Consider the following 12,406-nt stretch of genomic DNA (forward strand, 5'->3'; position numbering starts at 1 on the left):
CTGCCATGGTAAAAGCGCCTAAAAGTGACCGCGATGAGGTATGCGAACTTTATCTTATTACGCCAGCTCAAATTGATGATGCTGCAGCATTTGCAAAAACGCTTAGCAATGTACTTGCAACAGGCTTCGTTGCTTGCGTGCAGTTGCGTTTGAAAGATGTTTCTGACGAAGAAATTATCTCGGTGGCTAAAGTGCTAATGCCTGTTTGTCATGAACATGATGTTGCTTTCATTCTGAATGATCGTGCTGATTTGGCAGCCGAGCTTGATGCGGACGGTGTGCACTTGGGTCAACATGACGGAGATATCAAAACGGCGCGTGCTTTGCTGGGGCATGATAAAGATATCGGTGTTACCTGCCATGATAGTAAACATTTGGCTTATGAAGCTGGCGACGCTGGCGCTGATTATGTCGCCTTTGGTGCATTCTTTGATACAAATACTAAGCAAACCGAATTTCGCCCTGACTTGGAGCTACTGACAGTTTGGGATGAAATTACTGATATTCCTTGTGTGGCTATTGGCGGTATTACCGTTGAGAATTGCCGTAAGCTTGCAGATGCAGGCGCGCATTTCGTTGCTGTTAGTAGCGGTGTCTGGGATTATGCTGAAGGCCCAGTGGCTGCAGTTAGGACATTTAACCAAGCGCTTGCGTAATGGCTCTAGCCTATAAGCTTTCATGGAATTAAATGAGCCAGCTTACATGCGTAAGCTGGCTCATAACAATTTAGTCGGAAGTCTGATTAAGACAGACTGTCTAGTGCTTCGATAAGAACTGTAGGTTCTGGACGATCACGGTAGCCTTCACGATTAAGTTTCGCGATTACCTTTTTGTCTTTGTCTAATACGAAAATGACAGGGTGAGGAACGCCGTGCGCATAATGCCCTTCTTTGTATTCTTCATTGCGAATACCAAGTGCATTAATCATTTTAGAGCCATCATCCGACAGTAGCGGAAAGCCAACTTTCCATTTCGCATCAAAGCGTGCCAAATCTTTTGGCGGGTCATAGCTGATTGCTGCCATGCCATAACCACGGCCCTTAATGTCTTTCATGGCGTTGGTATTCAGATCAATCAATTGCATTTGGCAAAATGGACACCATTTTGCAGAACGAAAGAACACAACAACTGCGCCTTTTTCACCGGCAAATGTTTCGAAGCTTTGCAGATTACCATCTTGATCAGGAGCAGCAAAATCCATCTCAATAACATCACCGATGGCAGGACCAATGTTTAGTGCGGCCATTTCGTCAGCTTGGCTTGAAAGAGAAATAGCAACCAAACCAAACACCGCAGCGACTAGCAGTTTGAAGTTTTTCATGGTTTTAAACCTTAGTTGTAAAAATAATGGCGGCAATATGATTGATTCTGTGCAGTTTTGCAGCTGTTTTGTGCATATTTGCAGTCACAAGGTCGTGACCGCTGAAAGTATAGCGTCACCAAGGCTTTGCGGTCATGTGGTTGTGTTATCTGAATTGATTCAGTGTTTGTTGTTAACAGATCATCTTTGTTTTGCCTGATCATGCAGGCGCACGAAGGATTGAAAATAAACGTGATATCGATTCTTGCGGTATAAATTACTTAAACATGCGACTTACGTTCATTGCCGGACAGCAGATGGGTGTGAAACGCGTATAGAGAAAGCGTGTAAAAGCTGTATCGGATGCATTGCATCCCGCTCTTAAAACTGATACACCGCGCTCCAACTTGTTCTTTGATCTATGAAATGTTTAAAAGAGGTGTCCTCATGAAGATTGATGGAAATACCATCCGTCCGGGCAATGTTGTCGAACACAAAGGTGGTTTGTGGCGCGCAGTAAAGATTGCACACACACAGCCTGGTAAAGGCGGTGCTTATTTGCAGGTTGAATTGAAAAACTTGCGTGATGGGACAAAACTCAATGAACGTTTTCGTTCTTCTGAAAAGGTAGAAAAGGTTCGCCTTGAACAGAAGGATTATCAATTCCTATATATCGCTGACGACATGGCTAACTTCATGGATCAACAAACATACGAGCAGATTTCCATCTCGCTTGAAGATGTTGGTGATGATGCTGTTTTCTTGCAAGATGGTATGCAGGTACGCATAGAATTTCACGAAGAAACCCCGCTTGGTGTTAGTTTGCCAGAAAAAGTTACCCTTGAAGTGACCGAGACTGAGCCAGTTGTTAAGGGACAGACTGCGTCCAGCAGCTATAAGCCTGCGTTATTGGAAAACGGTATTCGCGTTGGGGTACCACCTTTTGTTAATGCTGGTGACAAGATTGTTGTTTCCACGCTTGAGCGCACATACGTCAGTCGCGCTGAATCATAATCAACTTTACTACCTGCAAGGAGAGGCTTGATGGCCCGTCGTTCCCCACTCATTAACGTCATGGTGTCTGCTGTTATGAAAGCTAGTCGCGACCTTCGTCGTGATTTCGGTGAAGTGGAGCAATTGCAGGTATCACGCAAAGGCCCCGCGGATTTTGTGACAATGGCAGACCGTCGTGTTGAGAAGTTGCTTTATGATGAATTAAGCCATGCTCGGCCAGATTTTGGCTTTCTGATGGAAGAGCGCGGTGAAGTTAAAGGCGAACGCGAAGACATACGTTTTATTATTGATCCGCTTGATGGCACAACAAACTTTATCCACGGTGTGCCTCACTTTGCGATTACAGTGGCAGTTGAAGAACGCGGTGAAATCACGGCTGGCGTTATCTATGCACCGATAACAGATGAGCTGTTTTGGACAGAAAAAGGCCAGGGCGCCTACATGAATGATACGCGTCTGCGTGTTTCTGGTCGTAGGAAAATGGATGATGCTCTGCTTGCAACAGGTATTCCGTTTCGCGGACGTGATGGACATGCAGAATTCATTGCGGAAATGCAAGAGATTGCACCGCAAGTTGCTGGTATCCGCCGGTTTGGTGCTGCCACGCTCGACCTCGCCTACGTTGCAGCAGGACGTTATGATGGCTTTTGGGAAGCCGGGCTAAAAGCTTGGGATATTGCTGCAGGTGTACTGTTGGTGCGCGAGGCTGGTGGTTATGTCACTGATTTTAAAGGTAGCCAGGATGTCCTTAAAACAGGTGATGTTGTTGCAGCCAATGATCATTTACATGCGCCGCTTGATCGTATGGTTAAACGTGCACGTCGTAGTTTAACTGCTAAATAAGCAAGTTTCTCCGAAACAAATACGAAAGTTACCGCCAAAAGCCACCAAAATATGTGTGTCTGAAGCAATGCAATTTTCATATTCGTAAAGCTTCCCATTGCATGTCATAATTTCGCCCTTAAACTAGCTTTTTGATGATATACACGTTGATGGTGTTTATTGGCGTCGAGGGGAAGGCGAAGATATGCAGAAACCGCATAAGTTTATGAACAGAATGCTGTTGTTTTTAGCGGCAGTTATTGTGCTCGTTGTTCTTCTTAAAGACGCGCTTTTAAGTGCTTTTCTAGCGAACATTGTATTAAACGGTGTAATTGCGGCAACTTTGCTTATTGGTGTTGTTTTCGCGTTCCGTCGTGTGCTTGACCTGAGGCCGGAAATTGAATGGATTAAGGCGTTTAAGCGTCATGAAAGCGCTGCCTCATCCGTAACGCCGCGCCTGATGGCACCTGCTGCTGCATTGCTGTCAGCGCAAGAAGAAGGCGGTATGCGCCTGTCTACCATGTCCATGCGATCCGTTCTGGATGGTATTGCATCGCGTCTTGAGGAAGGCCGCGAAGTTACACGGTACTTCACTCAACTTCTTATTTTTCTTGGGCTACTTGGTACCTTTTGGGGGTTGCTGGGAACTATCGGTGCTATTGGCGGGACTATTAATGGTCTAACTGTTGATGGCAACGACATGGCTTTGATGTTTGATGAGTTGAAGTCCGGTCTAGAAGCACCTCTTTCAGGTATGGGCACTGCCTTTTCAAGTTCATTGTTTGGTTTGGCTGGCAGTTTGGTCATGGGGTTTATGGATTTGCAAGCTACACAATCTCAAACGCGTTTCTATAATGATGTTGAAGATTGGCTTGCCTCGGTTACACATTTATCCCGTAGTGAGGTTGCTGAAGGTGTTGCAAGTCCTTCGTCCTACATGACAGCCCTTATGGAACAAACTGCTGATGGTATTGATCGGCTGCAGCGTACGCTCAAGCAATCAGAAGGCGGGCGGGCGCAACAGCAGGCTACGATGGTTAGTATCGCAGAGTCATTGGCGTCACTTGCAGATCGCCTTGATGCCCAGTCTACCCATTTGGCTAAGGGTGCAGAGTCTGAACAGGCACTTGGCGCTGCTATAACAAAGCTGGCAGAGGCAAGCAGTTTGTCAGCACAGCCAGTAACACCTGTTGCCGTAATGGATGATGCAACAAAACAGCATATCCGCAATCTTGATGTAGGCATCAAACGTTTGATTGATGAGCAAACTCGTGCGAGCGAAGCGCTGTCGGATGATTTGCGCGGAGAGTTGAAGTTGTTAGCTCGTACTATATCCGCTGGCCTTGATGCACAGCGCAGTAAGACGGATGAGCGCGACTGATGTTTTCATCGCGTAGACGCATAGGTGGACAAGGGCCGGATAACAGCTGGCCGGGTTTTGTTGACGCTTTGTCCACATTGCTGCTGGTGATCATATTTTTACTATCGATGTTTGTGTTGGCACAGTTTTTCCTCGGGCAGGCATTGTCTGGGCGAGAACAGGCGCTTACTGAACTGCGCGGACAAGTGGCCCAGCTTGGTAACCTATTGCGTCTAGAGCAACAAGCAAGCGCGTCGCTGCGCACCAGTATGGCGGAGCTGTCTAGTTCGCTGACCTCTGCAAATGCTGATCGTGACAACCTCAGTGCACAACTAGATACAGCGCAGCAAAGCTTGGCACAAACACGCTCAAGTTTGGCTGAAATTACAGCAGCACGCGACGCTCTTGCGATGCGCGCTGGTGAGCTTGAGCAGCAATATAATCTTTCATCATCTGAGCTAGACGAAGAGCGCTTGCTGTCAGCACGTGCTCGTGAACAAGTTAATGTGCTTGAACAAAACGTAACAGCCTTGCGCGAGCAGTTATCAAGATTGGAATCTGCGCTGCAGTCAAGCGAGGAAAGAGATAGGCGTAGCCAAGCTGTTATCGTGGACATGGGGCGCCGATTAAACCGTGCTTTGGCGAGCAAAGTAGAAGAGTTGGCCGGATATAGGTCTGAGTTTTTTGGTCGGTTAAAGGAAGTTCTTTCAACCCGCCCTGAAATTCGGATTGAAGGTGATCGTTTTGTTTTTGCGTCTGAATTATTGTTTGCCAGTGGCCAGGCAGAATTAGGCCCTGAAGGCCGTGCTGAAATGCGAAAGTTTGCCGAAACACTTATCGCCATTTCTCAGGAAATACCGTCTGACCTGCCGTGGATATTGCGTGTTGATGGACACACAGATAGACGACCTATCGCAACGGCTGCTTATGCAAGTAACTGGGAACTTTCAAGTGCACGCGCAATAAGTGTGGTGCGCTTTCTGGTTTCAGCAGGTGTTGCGCCGGAGCGTTTGGCTGCAGCGGGTTTTGGTGAATTTCAGCCGCTGGACCCGGCAGAAAATGTTTTTGCTTATTCACGTAATCGTCGGATCGAAATGCGTCTAACACAGCGTTAGAGCTTTGTTTCGACGCTGATGGTCTGGATAATTTGTATCACATTGGGGAGTTGATAGCATGTTAGAGACAATGCGGAAGTTTATAATGGCTACGAGCGTGTGTGCCGCACTGACTGGAACGGGGCATGTTGCTTACGGTCAGGATTTGCCAAATGCAAAAGAACTCGATGCTTTAACAGCTCCCTATATCAAGCCATCGTATCAAGTGTTGAAAGATATACTTTCCATTCCTAGTAATGCGCACTTTCCTGAACATGTTGCCATGAATGTTGCCTGGATGACGGAGGCATTTGAAAGCCGAAATTTTACAACAAAAGTGTTGGAAACAGGTGGGCCGCCACTGCTGCTTGCTGAACGCAAGGTGGCCGGTGCAGACAAAACGGTGCTCATTTATTTGCAAATCGATGGTCAACCGGTAGATCCGAGCCGGTGGAACCAGGAAGACCCTTACAAGCCTGTTCTTAAGCAGCAGGTAAACGGTGAATGGCAGATTATTGATTGGGATAACCTAAAAACAGGTTTTGATCCTGAGTGGCGTGTTTTTGCTCGTGCGGCATCCGATGCAAAAGGGCCTGCAGCCATGTTCCTCACTTCGCTGGATGTTCTGGACGGTGAAGGATTGCAACTCACGCATAATGTAAAAGTCATTATGGATTTTGAAGAGGAACTTGGGTCGCCTCATTTGCCTGCGGCCGTGGAAAAATACAAAGACGATTTGTCCGCAGATATGTTGCTGATATATGATGGTCCGCGACATACCAGCAACAGGCCAACCCTTGTATTTGGCGCAAGAGGGATCGCAACCATTTCTCTCACAACATTCGGGCCACGTCGCCCACAGCATAGCGGCACATACGGAAACTATGTACCAAACCCTGCCATGCGCCTTAGCCAGCTTTTAGCTGGCATGGAAGATGCTGATGGTCGGGTGTTGATACCTGGTTTTTATGACGGCATTAATATCAGCCCTGAAACGCGTGCTGTGATTAACAGCGTGCCCGATGATGAGCCTGCCATTCGCCGGTCTATCGGTTTTAAAACACCTGATGGCGTGGCGAGCACGTATCAGGAGTCTATACAATACCCCAGTATTAGTGTGCTGGGTCTTGAGAGTGCGTGGGTTGGAGCGCAAGCACGTACAATCATTCCGTCTACAGCGACGGCAGAGCTTGATGTTCGCCTTGTACTTGAAAACGACCCCGAGCGATTGATTGGCCTTATCAGGCAGTATGTGATTGATCAGGGTTATCATATCATTAGTGGGGACGCGCCGACTGAAGCGGAGCGACAATCTTATGATCGTTTGATTTCTTTTGACTATGAGGTTTCATACAGGGCTTTCAGAACCCCGTTAAACTCTGAAGCCGGTGCTTGGGCTGAACGTGCACTTGTGCGTGCGTTTGGTGAGCCGCCTGTGAAAATACGCACCGGAGGAGGCTCAATACCGATATCTCCTTTTGTCGACAGCCTTGGGTTCCCGGCTATTCTTGTTCCTGCCGTTTTCATTGAGAATAATCAGCATAGCCCAAACGAGAACCTGCGTCTTGGGAACTATGTTGAAGGTGTGAAGGCTTATCTCGCAATTCTGACACAGCCATTTTAGATTTGCTGAACATTGACTTATAAATGAGGGTTAGCTGTATGTGGTTTGATACGAAACGGTGGGTGCGTGCTGTATCGATAAGTGTCGTGTCTGTTTGTATATTGTTCATTGGTGTTTCACCATCACACGCAGACAATCCTGTTGTTGCACGTGTTGCTGCTGAAATAGAGCAGGGTGAGCATGAGGGTGTAACGGGCGGCGTTTTATCAGTAAACGGCGATGTGCTTTTTGAGGTATATGCGCCCGGGTATAATGCAGGAAAACGGCATGATATACGTTCAGCTACTAAAAGCGTAACTGCTTTGTTGATTGGTGCATTGATCGATGAAGGTAAACTAAAAAATACGCGTGTTAAACTGTCTTCCATCCTTCAGGATGAATTTGCCAATTTGGGCCGCTCTGACCCTCGTCATTCGCTGCGCATTGAAGATTTGCTGACCATGCGTGGTGGTTTGGCCTGTAATGACTGGGCGCCTGCTTCGGTTGGTCACGAAGATAAGATGTATGAGACGGCAGATTGGTTTGCTTTTTGGGTTAATCAGCCTGTGGCTTATGAACGTGGAAAACACTTCAGTTATTGCACAGGCGGTGTTGTTGCATTGGGCCGTGTTATTGAAAAGCTTTCAGGCATGCCTGTACCGGCATATGCGGAGCAAAAATTGTTTGCGCCGCTTGGGATAGAAGGCGCGCGCTGGGAGAAAACGCCGACAGATCACACTGACACGGGTGGTCACTTGCGCCTTCGTCTTAACGATTTACAGAAAATTGGCTTAATGGTTGCCGCCGAAGGTGTTTGGGAAGACGAGCAGATTATCAGCAAGCGCTGGATAAAAGATATGGTTGAACCCCAGACGCGTATTCCTGAACGCAGACAGCAATATGGATTTTTGTGGTGGTACGACAATGGTAAAGTGAAGGATAAGCCTGTTAGCATTATGTATGCACATGGTAATGGCGGAAACTTTATTTTTATCATTCCTGAGCTTGAGCTGGTCGCTTCGTTTACCGGTAAAAACTATGGAAAGCCGACACAGTTTAAGGCACTGCAGCTTCTAACGCGTGAGCTCGTGCCATCTTTGGTGCCGGACCTCAGCGAATAGTTTATGAACAAATGTCTATGTTTGGCGCTGCCACTCGAAAAGGGTCTGATCAGTATTTAATGCTTTGATACTGACAGACTGTGCCGCTGTATAAGGCGTAAGCACAAACCGGAAGCCATTGTGGCCTGCACGGGGCGTAAGCAAGTTTTGCAATTCAGGCCGGTGTTCATGTGCATATGTTGTTTCAACAAGCTTTTCATTGATAAATAAACCAACTTCGACAGGTGACTTGTTGTTTTGATAGAAAGCCCAGCCAATAACATGCCTATCGGCTTCAAACCCCATGTCATGAAAGCAAAAGGGTTTGTTTTGGCGCTGTGCCTCAATCTGTTTTTCTAGGTAGGCATGTACATGTTGAACAAAAATACAGTCGCGTTCATTCCATTTTTGAATATCTGCATATGTTTTTTCACTTATGGCGGGGCGCATGTCAGAAGATTTAGTATTTGCCCTGAACGGGGCGAGCGATAAGCTTTTTGTCTGGTTTAATAAGTTCAAGCTTTCTTCATATCTTTCCTGAATACCCACAAGATGAAATGCTTGCCATGGCATTTGTCCGATCATGCGAAACTGTTTGTTAGTTTCCAAAGGGTCTTGATAAAAGTTTTCAAATGACCGTGTTTCACCTTCTTTTGAAACGCGGTGTACATATTCGGAAACGACACGCTCAAGGGTGTCACGTACGAAGCTGATTGTATTATCGCAGCCTATCAAATTTACGTAACGGTCAGCATGTACATGACCTGTTAGCCACTGTGTTTGTGAAGATTTGATTGCTTCAATCAAGGCAAATGGGCCGTGATGGCCTGCGGCGTATATGTGGTGTCTTACCAAAGGCGTGGTGGTAGCGCTTTCTGCGCCGTAATCTTTCTCAATTGCATGAGAACCAAACAAGCTTTCTGCGGCTTTGTTCAGGCTTGTGCCTGCCGTTTTTGGGATATGAATAAATAGGAGCGGTTTCACATCAAGGTCTCTTCGGTTTGTCCGGCTTCATGGCAGCATGTTTCAAAACATTATAGAGTTTTGGCACCATAGCGAGGCATGAAGGCTTTGTCGCAAGTTTTCAGTTAACAAGGTTTTTGAAACAATATAACATATAAGTGTTGAAAGGATGCTTATGTCTTATTTGTTATTTATGTATCGACTTAGTCTGTTGATTTTAAGCATGGTTGTTACGCAATCTGCCTTTGCCGAAGCGATAGAAATTCAAATGAAGGATGGGCATACGCTCGTTGCAAATGTAACGACGCCAAAAGACAGTAATGCTGCCGTATTGCTTATGCATCAGTGTAACCGTGATCAAACCATGTGGTCTCCTGTCGTAAGAAAGCTGAATATGGCTGGTATCGGCACGATGACAGTTGATTTTCGCGGTTACGGGCAAAGCAAGTCGGATGCGTTTGATATCGAAGCGTCTTACGAAAAATCGACGAAACTGTTTTCGCAGGACATTGGGCAAATATACGGGGCGTGGGTAAGGCACACTCAAGGTGTCACGACACGAGGCGTGGGCGGTGCAAGTTGCGGTGGTGGTATGGCAGCATTGTTAGCTAGCCAGAACAGAGAAATTAAAGCGTTGATGCTATTCTCAGCAGCACTGAGGCCTTATTGGTTTCCTGAAGAGAATTGGAAAATGCTGAATGCCCGTCATCAATTACCTGTTTTGGGTATAGTTTCCATTGATGATAGAAATGCACTTGGGCAGAAAGCAATTATCGCAACGGAGCGTGTTGTGAATGGATCGAAATCCAAGCACACTCAATTCATTCGTTATGGAGGTCGCCTTCATGGGCAACCTTTATTAATTCATGATCCGACATTGCCCGATGTAATGACACAGTGGTTTGTGCGAGCACTAAAGTAAAACACCTGTTGTTCGTTCACTGCCCGACAGAAAACTGAAGGTGGGCAAGGCGTTTGTATAAGCCGTCTTTTGCCACAAGCTCGTCGTGAGTGCCTTCGGCAACAATCTTGCCTTCATCAATCACAATAATGCGGTCTGCTTTTTTAACAGTGGCGAGGCGGTGTGCAATGACAAGCGTGGTACGTCCTTCCATCAAGTGATCCAGCGCACTCTGTACCTTTAACTCTGACTCGGCATCAAGGGCGCTTGTTGCTTCATCAAGAAGAAGAATGGGCGCATCGCGTAGAATAGCACGTGCAATGGCTATGCGTTGGCGTTGTCCACCTGAAAGGCGTGTGCCGCGCTCACCAAGGAATGTGTCGTATCCCTCATCGCTTACCGTAATAAACTCCTCTGCAGCAGCAGCTTTAGCAGCGTTACGAACATCGTCGTCATTGGCCTCGAGCCGACCATACCGAATGTTCTCAGCAATTGTATCAGCAAAAATAATTGTTTCTTGAGGAACAAAGGCCAAATGCTTACGAAACTCAGTCGGTTCTGTGTCTCTCAGGTCAATGCCGTCTATGGTGACTTTTCCTGTTTGCGGATCATAAAATCTAAGCAACAATTGCAGGAGTGTGGATTTGCCAGCGCCAGATGGTCCTACAAGTGCGACAGTTTCGCCTGGCTTGATATGCAGATTAAACCCATCGATTGCGGCAATATTCTTTTTGGTCGGGTAATGAAATGTTACATTTTCGAAACGAATATCACCGTCTACAGTTTGTGGCAGAGCATGTGGTTTCGCAGGTGCTTTAATCGTTGACTCTGCACTAAGTAACTCAGCTAACCGACCTGCTGAACCTGCAGCACGTTGCAGTTCGCTGTAGACCTCTGACAGTGAGGCAAAAGAGCTGGCAACCAAGATTGAGCGCATGACAAAATCAAACATCTCACCTTTTGACATTGTGCCGGTTGAAACACTTTGTACGCCGTTAAACAGCAGCATTGCGATACCGCTAAACAAAATGAAAATAATCAAAAATGTAAGAAAGGCACGTACGCGAATACGGCGTTTTGCCAGTTGAAAAGCATCATCCACATGCGTGCCAAATCGTTTTGCTTCGAAAGCTTCCTGCGTGAAAGCTTGTACAATGTTTAAAGCTGATAGCGACTCGTTTGCACGCGCTCCCACATCTGCCACTTTATCTTGACTAGACCGTGATAATTTGCGCACGCGGCGGCCAATATAAATGATAGCGAAAAGCAGAGGTGGTACGACAATGACAAAATAGGTCATTTGTGACGGTGATGTCACGAAAAGCCATACCGACCCAACAATGGCAATTAGGATATTACGCGCCCACACAGAAACGCTGGACCCAACAATGGTTTGAACCAGTGTTGTGTCAGCCGTTAAGCGGGAGACGATCTCTCCGGGTCGGTTAGCTTCGAAATACTCTGGTGATAAGGTTATCAGGCGTTCATAAACGGCCTTACGTATGTCTGCCACAACACGCTCACCAAGCCAAGTTACAAAGTAAAAACGCATGGCTGTGGCAACGGCCATTGCAATTACAACAATCGCAAGGAAGGTAAGGTATCCTTCAGGTTTTAGGCCTTCATCTGACGATGCAATATCGATAATATCACCAAAAGCGGTAGGTAAGACCAATACGGTTGTTGCGGCAATAAGAAGGAAGAAACACGCAAAAAATAGCTGCAATTTATAAACACTGATAAAGGACCATAATGTTTTTAGATTAGCTAACTTGCCTTTTGGTGGTTGATGTTCTTCGCGGATGGTGCTGTCAGCCATTTAAACTTATTCCTCGTTGTGTGCACTGACATATAGGGGGGCAGATGCTGATTGCCAATGAACGATATTGCATATTCCATAAAGAAAGTTTGCACCGGACGGAATCTAATATTCATAAAACATGAAAACAGTCTTGCAATAGCCCATTTATTGACCTATACGGACGCCTCGTTTTTGGAGACATGACCAATGAAGCAAGAAATTCATCCCGATTACCACACAATCAAAGTGGTTATGACAGACGGGACTACTTTTGAAACTCGCTCAACGTGGGGTTCGGAAGGCGATACGCTAAATCTAGAGATCGATCCTAAATCTCATCCTGCTTGGACAGGTGGTACCCGTAACCTTGTTGAAGGTGGCCAGGTGGCTCGCTTCAAGAAGCGTTTTGGGGCTCTTTCTCTCAAAAAATAAACAATACAAGTTATTG

At 46.5% G+C, this 12,406-nt stretch carries 12 protein-coding genes; 9 read left to right on the forward strand and 3 right to left on the reverse strand.

Features of this window, described 5'->3' with window-relative positions; all coding sequences use genetic code 11:
• Positions 1-5: 5 nt before the first annotated feature.
• Positions 6-656: a thiamine phosphate synthase gene (gene thiE / locus OEU88_RS04925; RefSeq protein WP_262694001.1), complete on the forward strand. Its 651-nt coding sequence runs from the start codon at positions 6-8 to the stop codon at positions 654-656.
• 86 nt (positions 657-742) lie between these two features.
• On the opposite strand, the gene OEU88_RS04930 is transcribed toward thiE, so the two are convergent.
• Complete coding sequence (locus OEU88_RS04930) at positions 743-1,321, reverse strand: peroxiredoxin family protein (RefSeq protein WP_262694002.1); 579 nt, start codon at positions 1,319-1,321, stop codon at positions 743-745.
• Positions 1,322-1,747: 426 nt separating this feature from the next.
• Between OEU88_RS04930 and efp the strand changes: the two genes are divergently transcribed.
• From efp to OEU88_RS04960, 6 genes are all read left to right on the forward strand, one after another.
• Positions 1,748-2,314, forward strand: a complete 567-nt coding sequence (efp, locus tag OEU88_RS04935; RefSeq protein ID WP_262694003.1) for an elongation factor P — start codon at positions 1,748-1,750, stop codon at positions 2,312-2,314.
• Positions 2,315-2,344: 30 nt separating this feature from the next.
• Complete coding sequence (locus OEU88_RS04940; RefSeq protein ID WP_262694004.1) at positions 2,345-3,157, forward strand: inositol monophosphatase family protein; 813 nt, start codon at positions 2,345-2,347, stop codon at positions 3,155-3,157.
• 184 nt (positions 3,158-3,341) lie between these two features.
• Positions 3,342-4,517, forward strand: coding sequence for a hypothetical protein (locus tag OEU88_RS04945; protein WP_262694005.1), 1,176 nt, complete (start codon positions 3,342-3,344; stop codon positions 4,515-4,517).
• Positions 4,517-5,611 (forward strand): peptidoglycan -binding protein, encoded by a 1,095-nt coding sequence (locus OEU88_RS04950; RefSeq protein ID WP_262694006.1) that lies wholly within the window; start codon positions 4,517-4,519, stop codon positions 5,609-5,611. Before OEU88_RS04945 ends, OEU88_RS04950 begins: the two co-directional genes overlap by 1 nt.
• 85 nt (positions 5,612-5,696) lie before the next feature.
• Entirely contained in the window at positions 5,697-7,214 is a 1,518-nt protein-coding gene (locus OEU88_RS04955; RefSeq protein WP_262694007.1) for a M20/M25/M40 family metallo-hydrolase, read from the forward strand.
• A 38-nt stretch (positions 7,215-7,252) separates the two neighbouring features.
• Positions 7,253-8,314 (forward strand): serine hydrolase domain-containing protein, encoded by a 1,062-nt coding sequence (locus tag OEU88_RS04960; protein WP_262694008.1) that lies wholly within the window; start codon positions 7,253-7,255, stop codon positions 8,312-8,314.
• A gap of 15 nt (positions 8,315-8,329) precedes the next feature.
• On the opposite strand, the gene OEU88_RS04965 is transcribed toward OEU88_RS04960, so the two are convergent.
• Positions 8,330-9,277 carry a sulfotransferase family 2 domain-containing protein gene (locus OEU88_RS04965; protein WP_262694009.1) on the reverse strand — a complete coding sequence of 316 codons (948 nt, stop codon included), beginning with the start codon at positions 9,275-9,277 and terminating at the stop codon, positions 8,330-8,332.
• Between the two features lie 154 nt (positions 9,278-9,431).
• Between OEU88_RS04965 and OEU88_RS04970 the strand changes: the two genes are divergently transcribed.
• Positions 9,432-10,178 carry an alpha/beta fold hydrolase gene (locus OEU88_RS04970; RefSeq protein WP_262694010.1) on the forward strand — a complete coding sequence of 249 codons (747 nt, stop codon included), beginning with the start codon at positions 9,432-9,434 and terminating at the stop codon, positions 10,176-10,178.
• Positions 10,179-10,194: 16 nt separating this feature from the next.
• On the opposite strand, the gene OEU88_RS04975 is transcribed toward OEU88_RS04970, so the two are convergent.
• Positions 10,195-11,976: an ABC transporter transmembrane domain-containing protein gene (locus tag OEU88_RS04975; RefSeq protein ID WP_262694011.1), complete on the reverse strand. Its 1,782-nt coding sequence runs from the start codon at positions 11,974-11,976 to the stop codon at positions 10,195-10,197.
• A gap of 189 nt (positions 11,977-12,165) precedes the next feature.
• Between OEU88_RS04975 and rpmE the strand changes: the two genes are divergently transcribed.
• On the forward strand, positions 12,166-12,390 hold the full coding sequence (rpmE, locus tag OEU88_RS04980; protein ID WP_262694012.1) for a 50S ribosomal protein L31: 225 nt from the start codon (positions 12,166-12,168) through the stop codon (positions 12,388-12,390).
• Positions 12,391-12,406 lie beyond the last annotated feature (16 nt).

It is taken from the genome of Kordiimonas aquimaris, from assembly GCF_025574485.1.
In the GTDB taxonomy this organism is placed as follows: Bacteria; Pseudomonadota; Alphaproteobacteria; order Sphingomonadales; family Kordiimonadaceae; genus Kordiimonas; species Kordiimonas aquimaris.